The organism is Synechococcus sp. JA-2-3B'a(2-13) (assembly GCF_000013225.1).
In the GTDB taxonomy this organism is placed as follows: domain Bacteria; phylum Cyanobacteriota; class Cyanobacteriia; order Thermostichales; family Thermostichaceae; genus Thermostichus.
This window is the reverse complement of the sequence record NC_007776.1, coordinates 858,545-876,961: the sequence shown is the minus strand read 5'-3', so window position 1 is coordinate 876,961 and position 18,417 is coordinate 858,545. Positions and strand designations below refer to the sequence as shown.

At 57.8% G+C, this 18,417-nt stretch carries 14 protein-coding genes, 2 pseudogenes and 1 CRISPR repeat array; of the genes and pseudogenes, 10 read left to right on the top strand and 6 right to left on the bottom strand.

The features are described from left to right. Window positions 1-75: 75 nt before the first annotated feature. The 9 genes from cas10 to cas2 are packed head-to-tail and all read left to right on the top strand — an operon-like array spanning window position 76 to window position 9,525. Window positions 76-3,063, top strand: a complete 2,988-nt coding sequence (gene cas10 / locus CYB_RS04010; protein WP_011432479.1) for a type III-B CRISPR-associated protein Cas10/Cmr2 — start codon at window positions 76-78, stop codon at window positions 3,061-3,063. Next, a complete protein-coding gene (locus CYB_RS04005; RefSeq protein WP_011432478.1) occupies window positions 3,060-4,199 on the top strand; it encodes a type III-B CRISPR module-associated protein Cmr3 in 1,140 nt (379 codons plus the stop codon). The genes cas10 and CYB_RS04005 overlap by 4 nt, the downstream gene beginning before the upstream one ends. 47 nt (window positions 4,200-4,246) lie before the next feature. Next, window positions 4,247-5,017 carry a type III-B CRISPR module RAMP protein Cmr4 gene (gene cmr4 / locus CYB_RS04000; RefSeq protein ID WP_011432477.1) on the top strand — a complete coding sequence of 257 codons (771 nt, stop codon included), beginning with the start codon at window positions 4,247-4,249 and terminating at the stop codon, window positions 5,015-5,017. A gap of 24 nt (window positions 5,018-5,041) precedes the next feature. Then, window positions 5,042-5,434: a hypothetical protein gene (locus tag CYB_RS03995; RefSeq protein WP_011432476.1), complete on the top strand. Its 393-nt coding sequence runs from the start codon at window positions 5,042-5,044 to the stop codon at window positions 5,432-5,434. Next, window positions 5,434-6,075: a Uma2 family endonuclease gene (locus tag CYB_RS03990; protein ID WP_011432475.1), complete on the top strand. Its 642-nt coding sequence runs from the start codon at window positions 5,434-5,436 to the stop codon at window positions 6,073-6,075. Before CYB_RS03995 ends, CYB_RS03990 begins: the two co-directional genes overlap by 1 nt. Before the next feature lie 30 nt (window positions 6,076-6,105). After that, window positions 6,106-7,929, top strand: coding sequence for an RAMP superfamily CRISPR-associated protein (locus CYB_RS03985; protein WP_011432474.1), 1,824 nt, complete (start codon window positions 6,106-6,108; stop codon window positions 7,927-7,929). A 29-nt stretch (window positions 7,930-7,958) separates the two neighbouring features. Further along, complete coding sequence (gene csx18 / locus CYB_RS03980; protein WP_011432473.1) at window positions 7,959-8,258, top strand: CRISPR-associated protein Csx18; 300 nt, start codon at window positions 7,959-7,961, stop codon at window positions 8,256-8,258. Next, entirely contained in the window at window positions 8,258-9,247 is a 990-nt protein-coding gene (gene cas1, locus CYB_RS03975) for a CRISPR-associated endonuclease Cas1 (protein ID WP_011432472.1), read from the top strand. The genes csx18 and cas1 overlap by 1 nt, the downstream gene beginning before the upstream one ends. Further along, window positions 9,247-9,525 carry a CRISPR-associated endonuclease Cas2 gene (cas2, locus tag CYB_RS03970; protein ID WP_011431332.1) on the top strand — a complete coding sequence of 93 codons (279 nt, stop codon included), beginning with the start codon at window positions 9,247-9,249 and terminating at the stop codon, window positions 9,523-9,525. The genes cas1 and cas2 overlap by 1 nt, the downstream gene beginning before the upstream one ends. A gap of 251 nt (window positions 9,526-9,776) precedes the next feature. Beyond that, a CRISPR array of direct repeats spans window positions 9,777-10,925; the repeat unit is 36 nt; unit sequence GTTCCCCCTTCGGGGGGATCCCTAGAAATTGGAAAC. A gap of 173 nt (window positions 10,926-11,098) precedes the next feature. Here the strand turns inward: cas2 and CYB_RS03965 are convergent. Next, window positions 11,099-11,809 (bottom strand): annotated as a pseudogene (locus CYB_RS03965) (CHAD domain-containing protein); the annotation flags it as partial. 342 nt (window positions 11,810-12,151) lie between these two features. Here CYB_RS03965 and CYB_RS15620 point away from each other — a divergent pair. Then, a pseudogene (locus CYB_RS15620) lies at window positions 12,152-12,335 on the top strand (hypothetical protein); the annotation flags it as partial. Between the two features lie 43 nt (window positions 12,336-12,378). On the opposite strand, the gene tmk reads toward CYB_RS15620, so the two are convergent. The 5 genes from tmk to recJ all read right to left on the bottom strand — a co-directional run bounded on the left by tmk (window position 12,379) and on the right by recJ (window position 18,375). After that, entirely contained in the window at window positions 12,379-12,999 is a 621-nt protein-coding gene (tmk, locus tag CYB_RS03960; protein ID WP_011432470.1) for a dTMP kinase, read from the bottom strand. Window positions 13,000-13,021: 22 nt separating this feature from the next. Continuing rightward, a complete protein-coding gene (locus CYB_RS03955; RefSeq protein WP_011432469.1) occupies window positions 13,022-14,266 on the bottom strand; it encodes a hypothetical protein in 1,245 nt (414 codons plus the stop codon). Window positions 14,267-14,377: 111 nt separating this feature from the next. Next, on the bottom strand, window positions 14,378-14,989 hold the full coding sequence (rdgB, locus tag CYB_RS03950) for an RdgB/HAM1 family non-canonical purine NTP pyrophosphatase (protein ID WP_011432468.1): 612 nt from the start codon (window positions 14,987-14,989) through the stop codon (window positions 14,378-14,380). 58 nt (window positions 14,990-15,047) lie between these two features. Beyond that, window positions 15,048-15,713, bottom strand: coding sequence for a metallophosphoesterase family protein (locus CYB_RS03945; RefSeq protein ID WP_011432467.1), 666 nt, complete (start codon window positions 15,711-15,713; stop codon window positions 15,048-15,050). Beyond that, entirely contained in the window at window positions 15,703-18,375 is a 2,673-nt protein-coding gene (gene recJ, locus CYB_RS15330) for a single-stranded-DNA-specific exonuclease RecJ (protein WP_011432466.1), read from the bottom strand. Before recJ ends, CYB_RS03945 begins: the two co-directional genes overlap by 11 nt. Window positions 18,376-18,417: the final 42 nt, after the last annotated feature.

The window sequence follows — 18,417 nt, the reverse complement described above, 5'->3', positions numbered from 1 at the left end:
ACATCGGGTGGCTACCGGGGTTTTGTTCCTTGTTCGAGGAGTTCCTAACTGTTCTGTTTCTCCAGCGAAAACACCATGTCTTACTACTGGCAAGCTAAGCTCTGGGGTCTGTTACATGATCCCGCCCTCAAAGCCCTACACGACAGGACTGGCCGCTCCAAGGAAGGGCTGTGGACCAGACTGGCGGCGATGCAGGGATGGTCTTCTCCCAAAGCCGAGGGATCCTCTCCCATAGGCGATGCTGATCTCATCGCCTCGGCCAGCGACCGCGCGGCCATTGGCCATTTGCCTGTAGCCATCGACTACCAGGTTGAGGATCGCGGCCAGGGGTTAGGCTCTGGACTGGAGATGAGCCATCTGCTCTCGGGGCGCAAGCACTTTTGGCAATTGGCCAATGAGCAACACCAAGCCCTCAAGAATGCCCACTCCCGTGCAGACTACCTGATGGAACGGGAGGAGAACGCCATCCCTGATTGGGTTCGGCAGGAGACGGATCCCCAAAAAGTGTTTTGGTGGTTTTGGCGGTGCTTTCCCCAAGCTATTTGTCAGGAGTTTGGGGATGAGAGCTTGCTGCTGTTGCCGGCAGAAACCCGGCTGCCAGACGGATCCCTGTGGAGCCACGCCAGCGTCACCGCAGCCTTGGCCGGATGTTTGGCCGGCTACGACGAGCCCAAGTTCGCGCGTCCCTTCTTGGTGAGCTTTACCTTCAACCCCATCCAGGAGCTGATCAAAGCCAGCCGCAAAATGCGGGACTTCTGGGCTGGCTCCTGGCTGCTGCACTACCTTTCTGCTCGCATAAGTTGGCGGCTTGCCGAGAAATACGGCCCCGACTGTCTGCTCTACCCCAGCCTCTATGGCCAGCCATTAATCGACTACTGGCTGCGGGAGAAGTACCCCGAATTTGAAGAATGGATCCCTCAGCCTTCGCCTAACGCCCTGCTCACCGCCGGCTTTCCCAATGTGCTCCTGCTGCTGCTGCCAGAAGAGCGGGTGGAGGCGGCCATGCAGTTTGCCCAGCAGACCCTCAAGGAAGAATGGAAGCAGTTGGCCCAGAGGGTGCTGGATCACCTGCAGGCGGATCGCCGCTGGCTGAGGCAGTTGCACCCAGAGGATCCCACCTGGCAGGGATGGCTGGAGCACCAGTGGCAGCACTACTGGGCAGCCGTGCCCCTGGGATCCCCGGCTCATGCCCTCAAGGATACCGGCATCCTTAGGCCCCCTCAGGTTTCCATTGATGCGGATCCCTGGGTCAGTGCCCAAAACCGCACCCATCACCTAGAGGCCAAGCAAAAGCTCTTCGGGGATGAGGAGCTGGAGTTCTTGCGAGTTAGCTTCTGGGATCCCCAAAGACAACAGCGCCGCCAATACAAGGCCGGACTCAACGTGGGATCTTGGTGGGCAGCCGCAGTGGAGCAAAGTCGGCGGCTACAAGCCGCTTGTAAGCAGGCCCGCGATTGGCAGCTCCCCGTTGCGTTTGGGCCGCGCAGCACCGTTTCGGGCTTGGGGCCGGTGGTGCATCCCTCACCGCGGCAGGGGTGGATAACAGAAGGGGAGAGTCGGCGGCTTTGGCAACGGCAGGCCGGGCTCTTCGATGGCCGGGAACAGCTCAATGCCACCGAAACCCTCAAGCGGGGCTTGTACAAAGTGCTGCCGGAGCTCTTCCGCGAGCTGGATGAAGACCAGATTGCCGCTTCCTACCCGGATCTCACGGCTGGCGTAGCCGGCTACCTCAAAACCCAAGGGCGACGGGAACGAGAGCACTTCGAGCAGGCCTGTCAGGCAGTGGAGGCCCGCTACCCGGAGGTCAGAGGGGTGCTGCGGGAAATGCGGGGCAAATGGGGGATCCCGTGGGCCGACCGGCAGAACCTGCGCTACCATCCCCGTCTGCTCAATGCCGGTTGGCTGGTGGAAGACCTGGAGCTGGACGAGGAAACGCAAAGAAGCTACCGGCAGGACATCGAGACGCTTCTAGGCCGCTACTACCCCAGCGTTAACCCCGCCAGTTGGTACGTGCTGGCTGCCGGGGATGGGGACGACATGGGCAAATGGCTCAGGGGCGAGAAGATGAAATCCTACTACGACTATCTGCCTCAACCCCTACAGCGGCTGGCCAACGGGCAAACGGAAGCCATTGGCGAGGTCTTTGGCAAGGACAAGGAGGAGCTGGAGCAAGTCAAAGACGCTTTTCAGAAGTTTGTCAAAAACAGCCGCAAGCGCATGGGGCCTGCCACCCACAGCGCCCTAAGCCGCGCCCTGCTGGATTTTTCCGGCCAGTTGGTGCCCTACCTAACAGAGCAACGCTACGCAGGCAAGCTCATCTACGCCGGCGGGGACGACGTTTTGGCCTACACCAACCTCTGGGAGTGGGATGGCTGGCTGTGGGATATTCGCCAGTGTTTCCGGGGGGGAGAGGATGACTGGCGGGAGTTTGAGAACCTGGGGGACTACTGGCAGTGGAAAAAAGGGCGGCCTCCCGAAGGTTTGAGCCGGCGCCCCCTCTTTACCCTGGGATCCGCAGCCACCATCAGCTTCGGCGTGGTGATTGCCCATCACTCGGTGCCTCTGGCCATTGCCCTGGAAAACCTTTGGCAGGCGGAAGAAGAAGCCAAGGGCCACCTCTATGCCCATGGCTGCCCCAAAGACAGCGTGCAGGTGCGGGTGCTGTTTGCCAATGGCAACCAACTGGTGAGCACCAGCAAGTTCGACACGTTCGACAAGTGGAAGGATCTCCTTGATTTTGACTGGAAGCTCATGGGCCAGCAGCAGGATCAAAGCTCCTTGTTTGAGCAGGCAGCCCAACTGTGGGAGCAACATCCTGCCCCCAGCCCAGAGGCGGTGCCAGCCTGGGCCACGCTCTTTTGCAGCCGCCGGGATCTCTTCAAACAGGAATCGGAGCAGAAAGAGCACTTCCAGAACAAGCTTGTGGAGTTTATCCAGCATTTTTGGCAGCACAGCCTGCCCGCCCAGCCCCAGGAGTGGGATCTGGAGATCAAAAACTGGTTCAAGCTGGCGGCTTTTGTGCTGCGCAACCGCACCGTGAAATTGGGGAGGAACGGCCGATGAGTTGGTTTACCCTATCACCCTTGGATGTGTGGATGTTTCGAGATGCTAAGCCCTTTGCCCCGGGAGAGCGGGCCTGGGCCAATAGCAGCTTTCCCCCTAGCGGCCATACCTTGGCCGGGGCTGTTCAAGCCTACCTGGGCCAACCCTTGACGCTGCGGCTGCGGGGCCCCTTTCTCTGCCACGACGAAAGGCTCTATTTCCCCGCCCCTCTGCATCTGGAAGACGGATTCCCCCTTGTTCCCGTTCCTTGGTTGGACGAGAGGGATCCCTACTTCCATTGCCACTGGGATCCCACCCGGCCAGCCCCCTTGGTTTCCTTGAGGCCGGTAGAGGAGGAACCCGAACGCAGCCAGAGCAGCAAGAAGAAAAAAACAGGAGGCTACCTGCCCTTCGAGGTGGTGCAAAAGGCGCTGGAAGGCAAAGGCTGGGATCTCAGCCAGGCCGTCAAGCCGCCGTTGAAGTATGAAGTACGGCCCCACAACACCCTGCAGGTGAGCAAGCGGCAAGTGCGAGAAGCCGATGGCTACTTTGTGGAGACCTGCATCCGCCTTCAGCCGGGCTGGAGTTTGGCCCTTTCCATCGAGGGCTGGGATCCCGATCGCGAAGCCTGGGATCCCCTACCCCTTACTCAGGAAGCAGTGCTGCGGCTGGGGGGAGAAGGCCACTGCGCTTTGCTGGCCCCCTGTCCGAAGCTGCAGGAGCAGTGGCAGCAGTTGCAGGCCCTTTCTCAGGCCGCCTTTTGCCAAGCCGGACGCGCTTTGGCCTACTTAGCGACCCCAGGCGTGTTCATCAAGAAGGTGGAGGGACGCTCCCTATGCCGTGCCTGGCCCTGGGAATGGAGATTGGCCACTCCCCACCCCGCCCATCCCCTCACCGGCCCCTTGGTGAGCGTGGCCACCGGCAAGCCCGTTGCCATCAGTGGACGCCTGCGGGTGGATCGCCCCCCAGAGCAGCGGCAGATGAGCCTGCCCGCCCCCCAAGTTTTTGCCGCGCCCCCTGGCAGTATCTACTACCTGGAGCAGCCGGCCCCCCTCAACCAAGAAGAGCCCGAGCTAGAAGATGGCCGGCTCAACGTGTTCCACCGCTGGCGGCTGTTGGGCTATAGCGAGCTCCTATGGCTGCCTTGGGCCAACTGAGTTTTGCTTTCAGTCCTTGAATACTTACTCGCAAAAGGAGCCCATCCATGACTTTTCAGATTGCCTACCTCCATCTATTGACTCCCCTGCACACTGGCGGCACCACCCAAGAAGGCAACCTCTTGGGCATTGCCCGCGAATCCCACACCCATTTGCCCTACATCCCTTCCAGCACCATTCGGGGCAGGTTGCGGGCCAGCGTGGCCGATAAAGACAAAAAATTTGAGCTCTTTGGCAACGAAATTGGGGAAGGGGATCAGCTTACCCAAGGATCCATTTGGATTGGAGATGGCTCTTTGCTGTGGATCCCGGTGCCCTCCCTCAGCCACGGGGTGGTGTGGATAAGCTGCCCGCTTCTGCTCAAGCGCTGGCTGCGGCTAACAGGCCAGAATCTGTCAGTGCCGGATCCCTACAGTACGAGCTTGAAGGCCGACCGACCCATTTACCTCAAAGATGCCATTCTCAAAGAGGGTCTTCGACAATGGTCGGAATGGAAGAGCTACACCAAAGACCCCAACATCAGTCGCGTGATTGTTTTACCCGATCAGCATTGTGCCACCCTCATTCAAATGAGCCTGTGGCGGCAGGTGAAAGTCAAGCTTAGCGAGCACAAGGTTGTGGAAGGAGGCTTCCGCTACGAAGAGGCTATTCCTCCCGATAGCTTGATGTACTTTACCTGGGGGGTTACAGCCCAAGCAAATGGCAGTTCTCGACAGACAGCAGAAGAGTTTCAAAAGCTGCTGCAATCCAACCAGATTATGCAGATTGGCGGCCAGGAAAGCTTGGGCCGAGGCTTTGTGGAGCTGTCTTTGAACTAGATCTCAACCTAGGAGGGAGGTTTTATGAATAGCTTTGACCCGCGTACATTGGCCAAGCCCGTTTACGAATCCCTGTGCCAGCTCAGAGCGCAAACCAAGGATCCAGAAAGGCTAAAAGAGCAAAAAAACCAGGCTGTGGAGCTCTACACCTATCTTTCTACTTGGGGCCTGCTGCGCCTCAAGGCCGAAGAAGATGCCCTTAGCCAAGAGGGTAAAAAAGAGGTGGTCAAGGAGTTTTTCGATTGCCTAGAAAAGATCTCCGGTCAAAACGAAATTGCCAAATCCAACGGCCTGGATCGTCTCATGGGGTTAGGAGTTGAAGAGTACCTGGGCTTAACAGGGCTGGGACTTGCTTTGGCGCAAGAATTCAGCTTCTGGGCTACAGCCATTTACCATGACGTTAGCGGGGGGGACTAATGAGTGTAGCTGTTCCAATCCAGTCTATTTCCCTGTATGAAGGAAGCCAAGTGGTTATCCATTCGCTGACTTGGCAAGACTTTGAGAGCATTCTGGAAGAGCTGGGCGAAGATCGCCACACTCGCGTTGCCTATTACAACGGCACTTTAGAGATTATGTCTCCCTTATCCAAACACGAGCGCCCTCATCGCATTGCCGGCTACATTGTCTCAGCCATTCTCGATTCTCAAGGGAGAGACTGGGAAGACTTTGGCTCAACAAGCCTTAAAAAGTCTGGTAGTGCTGGGGTGGAGCCTTACACCTGCTTCTATGTCCATCACCTAGAGCAGGTGCGAGGGTGTGAGGGAAGGATCGATGTCGATCTGTTGCCTCCGCCTGATCTGGCCATTGAGTCCGACGTTACTTCCCGGACCTTTATCGATGCCTATAAAGCTATTGGCGTGCCGGAAGTTTGGCTCTTGGGTGAGCGAAGTTTGCGGATATTTATTCTGCAGGGAGAAGACTACGTAGAATCGAGCTGCAGCCGACTTTTCCCAGACTTCGACATCCCCAGGCTTGTGCCTCAACTCATTCGACGCGCCTTAGAAATTGGCACCAGCGCTATGTTGCGCGAATTTCGGGAAACGCTTCGCAATTCCTAATACTGCTTTCCATCTTTAGGAGAAGATCAAATGCCTAGCAATCGTCCTGCCAACTCCCAACCTTCTCCCTGGCTAGGGCATCCCTTGGATCCCAACCCCAGCCCAGATCCCACAGCGAGCTTTATTGAATATCTGCGTTGGATGAGGGCTCCAGCAACTCCTTTCAAAGACGGAGCCAAAGTCGATCTGGTGCACCAGGCAGAAGCAAAGGCAAACTACGGAGCGCGTCTTCAAGTTCTGAATGCTCGCATCAAACGCATTGCCGGAGAAAAAAACACTTTTCAGGTCACCTGTCCCTGGCGAATTCGGGTGGGTGGAGCCAAAGGCCCGGAGAGCATGCTGCTCCCCGCTTTCGATCCCTTAGGGATCCCTTACCTTCCCAGCTCCACCTTGCGGGGGGTAGCCCGCGCCCAGGCTATTCGAGAGTTGATGCAGAAGCACAATCTGTCTTGGGAGGAGGCAGATAAAGCAGTGGCACCCTGGCTTGGGCATCTAGAAGCTGAGGACAAAGATAGTGCTGGCAAGGTGATCTTTTTGGATGCCTACCCTGTGCCGACCAGGACTCAAAGACAAGGGGATCCCGATAACTCCAGGTCGGGAGGCTTGGCTGTTGATATTGCCAATAACGTTTGGAGTTGGGATGGCAATAGCTTGAAATATAGCCCAAATCCCAATGTCTTTTTTTCTCTCAAACAGGCCACGTTTTTGATCGGGATCCGCAAAGGCCCAGGCTGCACCGACGAGATGTTAGCCCAAGTGAAAGAATGGCTCATCCGCGGGCTGGAGCAAGGAGTGGGATCCCAAGTCAATACCGGCTACGGTCGGCTGATTCAAACTGGCAAAACTCTATCTCAATACAAGGGAGAATTCTTGCGGCTGCCTTTTGAGCTGGAGGGTCAGTTGATCCACGGGCGGCAAGTGGTCAACTGGAGACCTGATAAGAACCGGTATGACAACAAATCAATTGCCGAAGTCCGACCGGTAGCCTTTAAGAACATGCTGCGCTACTGGTTTCGAACCTTTGCCCTGGGTGTTTTGCCCGTGAAGCAGGTGCAGGAATGGGAGGGGCAACTTTTTGGGGCCATCACTCCCCAGCAAAAACATGGCTGGATCCACGTGGATCTTTTGAAGGGGCGAGTAACTCAACCAGAGCCGGAACCCAACCAAGCGGGAAAGGGGAAGCGTGCCGGACGGCAAGAAGGGATCCTCATTCTCAGCCTTTCTGAGGAGTGCCACAACCATGCTTCAAAGGAGAACCAGAAAGCGGTGCAAAAGCTCTTTCGGAATCTGACCTGGATGCTGTTTCACCTGGGAGGTATTGGCCAGGGGGCAAGAAGGCCCTGCTACTCTCGCCAAGACCGCGGTAGAGCTCCTTGGTGGCGGGGATCCACCCTCATTCCCAACTCCGAAGATTCATTTTGGAATCTGCCAGAGTCGGTAGAGGAATTCCAGAAACTCTTTCAGAAGCGGCTGCGGGGCTTTTTTGAGGCGCTCCAGGTTTTGACTGGGCAGGCCATTGATCCCAGCAATCCCAGGAGCTTTGGTCAGGTCGGCAAAGAAAAGTTGCCTGAAGCTGTGGATGCCCATTGCAGGATTGTAGTCTGCAGCGGCCCAGAAGAGTTTAATAAGCCCTATGCTTTGGCTGTTTTGCACAAGGTAGGCAAGATAGCGCCAGGAAAATACGACAAGTTTCTCTGCGGCGACACAGGCACGCCGTCCCCTGTTTGGATTGCAGATTTGGATGACTATCAGGTGGTTACCGTTTTTAGGGCAACGGTGAATCCTAGGAAAAGTTATCTTGAACAGCTCAGGAAAAATGCTGATGATTTTGGAATAATCTGGCCCTTGAAGTAGAGATCTTGGAGAATCTCTGGAGGAATAAAATGTCCAAAAAGAGGATCAATGCCAAAGTTCTTAGAAACCTTGTTACAGCTGTGGTCAACGGCTCGATCACGCTGGCCATCCTGCTAATTGCTCCTTTGGGATTGGCAGCCGTGATTACCAATACCGTTCTTGTCGCGATTGCCAGCTTCTTTTCGGGCAGTCTGGCAGAGATCGTGATGGGTTTCTTGTCAAGTCCTGAAATTGATGTGGAGATTTTACCGGAGCGTGGCCGCTCTAAACCCGGCAATGCCATAGATCAGAGGCGAGGCGCTGAAGATCTGCGTCGTCATGACGAATAATGCGAACTTTATATGTCTCTCAGCAGGGGTGTAGGCTAAGCCTTAAGCAAGAGTTCGTAATGGTCTATTTGGGCGAGTCGCTCTTGCAGGAGGTGCCTCTACCCTTGCTGGAGCAAATTTTAATCTTTGGCCGATCCCAGGTCACCACAGACGTAGTGAGAGCGTGCCTGAGGCGGAATATTCCTATTGCCTATCTCTCCCGGCTAGGCTATTGCTATGGTCGCCTTGTTCCTATAGAGAGGGGGTACCGCCGCTTAGCTCATTTGCAACAAGCGCTCCCTGAAGAATGGCGATTGCAAACGGCAGTCCAGATGGTGCGAGCCAAGCTGCTCAATAGCCGGGTGCTGCTGATGAGGCAGCTCAGGCAACGCCCCACTGAAACAGGGGATCTGACCCTGCGCAGTCTGGAACATTTGGCTGCTCAAGCTCTTGAGGCCAAGTCTCTAGATCAATTGCGGGGCATTGAAGGAGCGGCTGCGGCTCTGTATTTCCCGGAATTGGGAAATTGCCTTCAGCAAAGGGGCTTTGTTTTGCTTAACCGCACTCGACAGCCGCCCACTAACCCGGTTAATGCCATGCTCAGCTTTGGCTACATGGTGCTCTGGAACCATCTATTAACCCTGATTGAGCTGCAAGATTTGGATCCCTATCAGGGTTGCTTGCACGCTAGCAGTGAACGCCATGCTGCTCTGGTTTCGGACTTACTGGAAGAATTTCGGGCGCCTATTGTAGATTCAATAGTCCTCTGGCTGATCAACAAGGGCATTTTGAACATCGAAGAAGACTTTGAGTATCGCGATGGTGGCTGTTTTCTAAGTGATAGTGGCAGGAAAAAGTACCTTACAGCTTTCATCCAAAGAATGGAGGGATCCATCCAAACCCCCGATGGGGATCAACCCCGCTGGGATTTGCTGACGCAGCAGGTTAAGAAATTTAAGCATTCTGTCTATAATCCTCAAGACCTGTATCAGCCTTACCGGATTCGCTGATGTTTCTTTATGTCGTTACCTACGACACCCCTTGTGATAAGCGCCGCAAGAAAATTGCCGACCTGCTAGAAGGCTACGGCAAGCGCGTGCAATACAGCGTGTTCGAGTGTGTCCTCGACAAAGACAAGTTCGAGGAGCTCAAGCTACGGCTCCGGAAAAGGGTCAAGCCCGATGAAGACAGCGTCCGCTTCTATCCCCTCACCAGCCACGCCCTTGACCAAGTGGAAATCTGGGGTGGGCCCCCCTTAACTGCACCCCCCCACTCGATCGTTGTCTAGCTCAAGCAACTCTCCACCCACTTCAGTACTTGATGTTCTCAAAAGCACACAAAAACGGTATCAACGCTTTTGCGAGCGCCTCGCCAAAACCCGCAAAGGCCGATTCTTTCGTTGACCCGCTCGATGCCTTGCGCCACAAGGCTTTCAGGCCTCTCACCCCCCTCTCCCAAGCTCTTCTTTGCCCTCTTCGACCGACCCCCTCGCAAATGGGTCTTGCATTCCTTGCCCTGCTTGGGTTTAATAGGGGTAGAGTTCCCCCTTCGGGGGGATCCCTAGAAATTGGAAACAGTCTAACTCCCACCAACCTCCCAACCAACCTCCCCCGTTCCCCCTTTGGGGGGATCCCTAGAAATTGGAAACTGCCGTGCGGTGACGAGGAGCCGGATCATGTAGTGTAGACGATTAAGTTCCCCCTTCGGGGGGATCCCTAGAAATTGGAAACGAGATCGGATGAACCGGCCAGCTTCTATCCAGCTGACCGTTCCCCCTTCGGGGGGATCCCTAGAAATTGGAAACTTTCTAGGTGACGGAAAATTGTGACCTGGTACACCGAGTTCCCCCTTCGGGGGGATCCCTAGAAATTGGAAACACGGTTGAGTCTCCGGGAGCGCGGGTACCCAGGTTGGTAGGTTCCCCCTTCGGGGGGATCCCTAGAAATTGGAAACGTCCACTTCTGAGAGTTCCTCGGCACCTTTCGCTTGGGTTCCCCCTTCGGGGGGATCCCTAGAAATTGGAAACTTGATTGGCAAACCGTTCCAGGTTTGCCAGTACCATGTTCCCCCTTCGGGGGGATCCCTAGAAATTGGAAACAGCGGCAGCAGCCGTGGAAAAGGCCTGTAACGCTGGGTGTTCCCCCTTCGGGGGGATCCCTAGAAATTGGAAACTGTTCTTTATTCCCCGATAAGGGAGGAGTTGATATGGAACGTTCCCCCTTCGGGGGGATCCCTAGAAATTGGAAACTTTCCTATCTTAGGAAGAAATCATGCCTATATCGTTCCCCCTTCGGGGGGATCCCTAGAAATTGGAAACGCTGCCCATTAAGGTCGGCAAGCCCTGCCGCCAATATGTGTTCCCCCTTCGGGGGGATCCCTAGAAATTGGAAACTTGACACCCTGCTAGCCTGCGTTGCCATTCCAACTCCGTTCCCCCTTCGGGGGGATCCCTAGAAATTGGAAACTTGACACCCTGCTAGCCTGCGTTGCCATTCCAACTCCGTTCCCCCTTCGGGGGGATCCCTAGAAATTGGAAACATGTTGCTCGTATCCTCGCTCTCGTGAGCTGGATCGAAGCTGTTCCCCCTTCGGGGGGATCCCTAGAAATTGGAAACCCTATAGCCACAAAAAATCCCCCGCCAATAAGGCGGGGTTTTTCCTTCGGGGGGATCTATAGAATTGGAAACTTAGGGATCCCCGGTTGGAAAGAAATTGGAAACAGAGAAAAGATTAGAGTAAAGCCGGTGCTGCTCGGCAGAGGCCAGGCAGCGCTGTTGGTGCTCAGGCCACTCCTGGAGGGCTAGTTTTTGTTGTTCCTGGAGAAGGGTTTGTAGGTCTGAGTCTGCAGGCAGCTCGCCTTGCAAAACCTGCAAATCGTTAAAGCGGCCCAGTTGATCCTGCAAGCACTTCAGGGTTGCTATCCAATCTTGCATGGTTTCCCCGTAAAAGGGCGCAAAAAACTCCACCTGATAGCGCAGCCGTTTGGTGGCCTTGCGCAGCTCGTGCAGTTGCTCAGCTTGGGCTTCCGTTGCGGGGAAAGCAGGGATCCGCCAGCCTGGCTGCAGCAGCCACTGGGCCAGCAGAGGAGTCAGCAAGTGGGGCAAGCTTTCCGGCAAAGGCAGCTCCGCCTGGGGCTTATAGCGGGGGTGAGCCAGCCACTGCTCGCAGGCAGCTTGAAACGCCAGGAAGTCAGCATCTTCAAGAATGCGGCGGGAGCGTTTCTCGGCTTGGGTTCGACGTTGCTGCAGATCTTGTTTTAGCTTCTCCAGTTCTGCCTGCTGGGCTGCCGGGATCCCTTCCCAACAAGGTTCCTGCAGGATTTCCAGCAGCACGTCCAGATCCCGCTGCTTGCCCAAAGCACTGGCCAGCTTTTGCAGGCGTTTGGGCTTGAGAGGCTTGGGCAGCCGGACGGATCCCTGAAATACCTGCACCCAGGTGCCAATACGGCGCAGGGTCACCCGGATTTGGTGCAGAGACTCTGCCGCTTCTGGATGCTGGGTCAGAACTCGCTTTACGTGTTTCTGCAGCCGCTGCCATTGCTGGCTCAACAGCTGGTGGGCCCAGGCGGCCACGGTTGGCAAGGGCGCAGATGAGGGCAAGGTCAAGTGCAAGGACTCCGTCCCGCTGACGCGATCGGTTTTCAGCTCAGCAGCAACAGCGTCCACAGCCAGTCTCCTCTACCCAAAACGAGAACCAAGAGGGCAGCAGGCTCTTTTCACATAGGTCATTCAGCCTAGCTTGAGGTTACCCCCGCCTCTTCCTTTTTAACCTAATCTTAACCTTGGTAAACCGAGCAGGCTGTGGCCAGGGAAACTGTCGCGAGCTTTGGCCTGTCGCGCCATTCCCGTCAGCGGAACAGAGCATGACTCTAGTCAATAATAAGCTCAACTATACTGAAAATAATGTATAATATGTTCAGTACGGATTACTACCAGTTGATCTTTCTGTTTACTTTCGAGTCTGCCAACATGGTAGCCAAAGCAAAGCAGAAAATTGGTAGTAAGACGACACAGAAACTGCGCCTTGGGTATTCTACTCAAAGCTTTGCGGGATACCGCCATTCTGTTTGGAAACAAACAGAATGCTATCGCTGCATAGTTGAACAGTGATGTTCAGCAATGTTCAGCGTAAATGTATCAGTCTAGGGCTCCCGGCCTGCTGTCGCAAGTGGTAGGCGGGGTTCGACCACTGACCAGAGGCGGGCAGCCACCTCTGCGGGGGATCCCTGGGCTGAAATGCGGACAATCCGCTGTGGTTCGGCGGCAGCCAGAGCCTGGAACCCTTGGTAGACGCGGCGGTGGAACTCCAGGCGTTCTTGTTCAAGCCTGTCGCGAGCCTTTGCCCGCGCCAGTCCCACCTCTGGTGGAAGATCCAGCCACAGGGTGAGGTGCGGCTGCAACCCGCCGGTGGCTAAGTGGTTGAGCTGGCGGATCTTCTCCAAGTCCAGCCCCCGACCGTAGCCCTGGTAGGCCAGGGTGGAATCGGTAAAGCGGTCACAAACCACCACCTGCCCTGCCGCCAGAGCCGGCGCGATGACTTTGCTCACGTGTTCAGCCCGATCCGCCGCGTACAGGAGCAACTCCGCCAGAGGACTAAAGGGATCCCCGTGCAGCAACAGCTCCCGCAGCGTTTTGCCCAGCGCCGTGCCCCCCGGCTCGCGGGTACACAGGCAAGCGTAGCCTTCTTGGCGCAGCCGCTCAACCAAGAGGGCCTGTTGGGTGGTTTTGCCCACCCCTTCCCCGCCTTCTAGGGTGATGAACACACCGTCGTCCTCTGCAGGAGGGTTAGCGCAGGTTGAGTTGGGGCTGCAAATTAAAGGAGTGCCCCGGCACCATCACGTAGACGTCGGGGATGTTGGTGGGCTCCAGGCTTTGCAGGGCTAACCCTTCGATGTTGGAGCGCAGGGCGTTGTTGATGGTGGCTTCCAGTTGGGACAAAACCTGCGCCTCGTTGCCCTGAGTAGCCAAGCCAGGAAACTGGCTGTACACGGCGCGCGCCAAGCTGCTGGCCAAGGGGAGCTGGATCAGGGTGAGGTTGGATCCCCCCAGCTGGGGGCCCAAGGTGTTGGCCCGGCCGCGGATGCCCAAAGCTTGGAGGGCATTGGCCGTTTGGCTGACGGGGATGGTGCAAGTATCCATCTTGTAAACGGGCACTGAGGCCATGGTCAGAGCAGAAACGCTGGTCAGTTGCACCACAGTAAAGGAGGCAGTGCCGTTATAGGCAAAGCAAAAATCGCGAAAGGCTGCGGGCACATTGGCAGCGCGGATGGGGCGCTCATCGTCAAAGCCGCCCGACTCGGCGAAGATGTTGCGGATAGCGAATCCCCCGAAGAAGGCCAGCAGGGCCACCACCAGCAGGATCGTCAGATCGGAGGAGGAGACCCCCCCGCTGGAGCTGCCGCCTCGCCCACCACCGCCATATCCCCCACCGCCAACATAGCTGGAGGTGTAGCCATAAGGAGCGGAACGGCTGTAGTCACTGCGGTAGCCGGATTCCCCAAGGACTCCGTCCCGCTTACGCGAGCGGCCAGCAAAGGACTCCGTCCCGCTACCGCGAAAGGCAGAGGAACGGGCGGATCCGTCGTAGCTGCGGTTGCTGGAGACAGAACGGCGGGGAACTAGCGCTTGCCCAGGGCGCTCACCAGCTCCTCCTGCAGCGGCTTTCTGCCCCCCCTTTTCGCTGTCAACACGAGACCCCTCGTCTCGGCCAGTCTGGGGGGAGCGGTTGGAAGGGCGAGAAGTGGCCCCTTGCGCGGACTCCCTGTAGCTATCCCGCCCATTCTCCAAGGACTCCGTCCCGCTACCGCGAACGTCCAGCCAATCTTCTGCGCCTGCAAAGGTTGAGCCCTCTTCCGGCAAAGGGGGTGGAGAACGACGACCTTGCCGCTCCCTTCCTTCACCAGAGTTTGCAACCGAGGAGATCGCGGCTTCCTCACCGGCAGAATCCGGGGAATGGCGGCTGGGATCGGGGGCAGCAGTCCGTTCCGCTGCTGCAATGGGATCTTGATCCTCAAACTCAGAAAAACCCATAGTTCTTCGAGCGCTCCCCTCAGCTGCCAAGGCAAGACGGCTTTCAATTTCACTCCCCCGAAGGGAAGGGACTATTGTATGCTAGCAGCTCCCCAGCCAGGACATCGGATGCTATTCCTGGGATCCAAGCCAGCCCATACGCTTCTCCAGGAGAGGCAACTGCGCTTTCAAGGCGCGCAAGGCTCGGCCTCGGTGGCCGATGGCCTCTTTTTGAGCTGGGCTCATCTCGGCAAAGGTTAGCCCCACTTCGGGCACCCAAAACAGGGGGTCATAGCCAAACCCCCCCTCTCCCCGCGGCTGGGTCAAGATCTCTCCCGAGCATACCCCTTCCACCAGGGCATGCACTACACCTTGGGGATCCACCAGGGCGATGGCGCAGTGAAAGGTGGCTCGGCGATTTGGGATCCCTTCCATTTCCCTGAGCAACCGCTCGATGCGGGCAGCATCGTTGGGGGCATAGCGAGCCGAGCGGATCCCAGGGACGCCGCCAAGGGCTTCTACCGCTAGGCCGGAATCGTCGGCAATGGCCCACTCCCCCAGAGACTTGGCCACGGCTCTGGCTTTGAGAAGGGCATTTTCGGCAAAGGTGGTGCCGGTTTCTTCCACCTCAATTTCTGAGGGCATGCGGCGCAGCTCCCAAGCAGGGGCATGGGCCTGGAAAAAGGCATTGAACTCGCGCCATTTGCCGGGGCTACTGCTGGCCAAGATCAAAGGACGGGTCATGGAAGGTTCCTACGAGTGGAAATCTGAGGAGGCGGAAGGCTGTCCAAGGGCTTCCTGCCTAATGGATCTCGAGAACCATGTTGTGCAGGGCTGTGTTAATCACCAGGGTGGATCCCCATCGCTCTACCTTGCCCCCATCCCAGTGCATGTGTCCGCAGATGTAGTAGCGGGGCTGCACCTGTTCCAAAAGGGGGCGCAAGGTGGGTGTGCGACGGTGATACCACTTCCCGCCTTCATCCAAAAAGCCTCGCGGCGGAGCGTGGGTGAGCAGCAGGTCAATGGGCCGGGGGGGCTGACTGTAGAGGGTGAGCAGCTCCTGCAAATGGGCGGAGGTGAGAGACCAGCTCCAACCACAGGGGGGAGTCCAGGGCACAGCCAAAACCTGTAACCCCAGCCACTCAAAGCAGCAGGACTGGGTGATGGCCCGCCCCCAACAGCCAACCAGCGAATTCAAAACCGAAGCTGCTGGATCGTGGTTGCCAGGTAAAAAGAGCCAGGGTTTGCCCAGGCTCTCCACTGCCGCCAAAAAGGATTGCAGATGAACCACCTCTGCTTGGGCTGCCGGATGAAAGCCCTGGGTGGCCTTGCGGGAAGGTTTGCCGGCCTTGGAACAGAAATCCCCACAGTTGATGTAAGCATCCACCTCCGGCAGATGGGCAAGGGCCTGCCGGATCAGCCGAGGGCTGCCGTGGTAGTCGGAGCCGAGCAGCAGTTTAATCCCCATGGGCCTCTGCAGCAGAAGAATCCAGGTGGGATCGCTGAAGCAGGGCGGCAACCTGCTGCCAGGAGCTGCTGTACCAAGCTTGCTGGGCTTCCAGTTCTTCGCCGAGGGATCCCGTGGGGCCAAAATCCGGGCAGGCATACCCCAGGGAGCGTAATCCTGCCACCAACACTGCCGGAGACAGCCACCACTGCTGGGCCAAGCGCAGCAGATCCACCTGGCTGTGGGTTTGCAGGTATTGGCGGAGCTGGCGTTGCAAGCTGGCAGCGGAGGGCAGGGGCACCGCTTGCTGATGGACGGCAATCAACAGCTCGCTGCTGGGGGTGCAACAGAGCAGCCACTTGAGGTGATCCAGAGAAGGGGGCCAGCTCCACAACCAGAGTTGATCATAGCGGTGGCCGGCTTGGGGACGGTCGTAGTGGAGAGTCAGGTACCGCCGTTCGCGATAGCGGGCCGTAGGCCTTGAAGACAAGACCAGCGAGGGGCGGCGGAAGCCGTAGAACAGGATGGTTCCCTGCGCCTGAGGCCAGAGGACAGAAAATCGGTCTACAGCTTGCCAACGCAAAGGCTGGGTGGGCTGGGGGGTGGGGCGCCAGATCAACAGAGGTGAGGGCTCTGTCCCCCTCTGGGAGCCAGTCGAGGGCTTGGAGTTGGGCATGGGAGGAGTGGCATCCAGAGAGGCGGGGGAGATGGGAGACTTGCTCCCATCAGGGGTGCGGGGCGCTGTTTTCTCGAGAGGGGGGTTGCCGGCAGTGGCAGCCTCTTGGGCAGGTTGGATCCCGACAATTTCCAGCTCCAGTTGGGTTTCTCCCTGCCATGTTTTGGCCTTGAGCGTGTAGGCTACATCAACTCGCTCCGGCAGCGGATGGGTTTCCGCTCCCCGCCAACGGATAGCCCAGAGGGGGCGCTGTGGCCTCGGGTTTGTGCTCCCCACTGCTGACCCGTTCGCCAAAGTGTTGCCCAAAGCGTTGCCCAGCGATAACCCATCAGTGTCGTAACTGGAGGTTTTGACAGCTGAGTCGCTCCTGCCCGGACAAGAGGACTCCGTCCGAGTAGCACGTAACCCATGGGAGCGTTGCGTAGGGAGAGCAGGATCCCGGAGCAGCAGCTTCAGGTGGCCGGGAACTGGGCCAAATCGCTGCTGTTGCAGAACCTGCAGGTTGCGGCTGTAGAAGACCGGCTCAGGATTGCCGATGCCACAGGGCTGCAGATGCTGCAGCTCTCGATAGAGGTCAAGGGTGAGATCTGACAGCGACACTTCGGCATCGATTTGCACCAGCGGCTGGATCTGCTCCGGCTGCAACTGCTGTTGGGCAAACTGCCGCAACCGTTCTTCAAAAAAAGGCCAGTCTTCTGCTCTCAGGCTAAATCCCCCGGCAGCGGGGTGGCCGCCGTGCTTGGTGAACAGATCCTTGCAAAACTCCAACGCTTGAAACACGTCAAACTCGGGGATCCCCTGCCGCGCCGAGCCACTGATCTCCCCTTGCCGCGACTGGCTGCCGATGAACACCGGACAGCCAAAACGCTCTGCCAACCGCGAGGCCACAATGCCGATCACCCCTTTATGCCATCTCCGCTGAGGGGATCCCAAAATCGTCAATACCCGTTCCTGCTGCAAATCCCGGCCTTGCTGGGCAATTTGCTCTAGGGCTTCTGCCTCGATGCGCCCGCACATCTGCTGCCGCACCTGGTTGAGCCGCTCGCAGCGGCGGGCCAGTTTCTCTGCTTGCAGGGGATCGTCGGTGGTCAGCAACTGGATCCCCATTCTCGCCCGGCCAATTCGCCCAACGGCATTGATGCGCGGCCCCAGGCCAAACCCAATCCACTCAGGCCGCAGCCCCTCCAGGGATCCCTGCATGCCCATCACCTGCAGAAGGGCGCGGATCCCTGCCACCTGGGAGGTGGGCAAGAGGTGCAGCCCCTGCCGCACCCAAAGGCGGTTAACCCCCGTCAGCGGCGCCAGATCGGCAATGGTGCCCACAGTAAACAGTTCCAGGGCCACCCGCTGCAGATGGCCATCACCACGGCGCTCGGCCAGCGCCTGGGCCAGGAGGTAGGCAACTCCCACCCCGGCCATCCCCCGATAGGGAGAAGAAACGGGGAGCTGCTTGGGATTGAGGATGGCATCGGCAGGGGGCAACTGGGGCGGCAAGTCGTGGTGATCCGTCACGATCACTGTCAAGCCTAGAGCTTTGGCCAGTTGGATGGGCTCGTGGGCGGAGATGCCGTTGTCCACGGTGAGAATGAGGCGCACCCCCTCTCGGTGCAGCTCTTGCACCATGCGGCTGTTGAGGCCATAGCCCTCCGTCATGCGGCTGGGGATGCGGTAATGCACTGGAGCGTCCTGCAAAGCCCGCAGCAGCAGGGCCGTGCTGGTCATGCCGTCGGCATCGTAGTCGCCGCAAATGGCAATGGGCTCTTGTCGGCGAATCGCCCCGTCCAGCAAGTCCACCGCCAGGGGCAAATCGGCAAAATCCCGGCTGGGTGGGGGCAGGTGGGCGGGATCCGGCTGCAGGTACTGCTGCACGGCAGCAGGGCTGGAGAGCCCGCGATTGAGTAAGATCTGAGCCAATATGGGCGAGATCCCCACTGCCTCGGCCAAGCTCTGGGCAGCCAACTTGTCCACCGGATGAAACAGCCAGCGTTGAGCAGGGATCCCGGCCATAGGGAAGGGTGGGGCTTGGATGGGGATAGAGGGTAGGCAGTG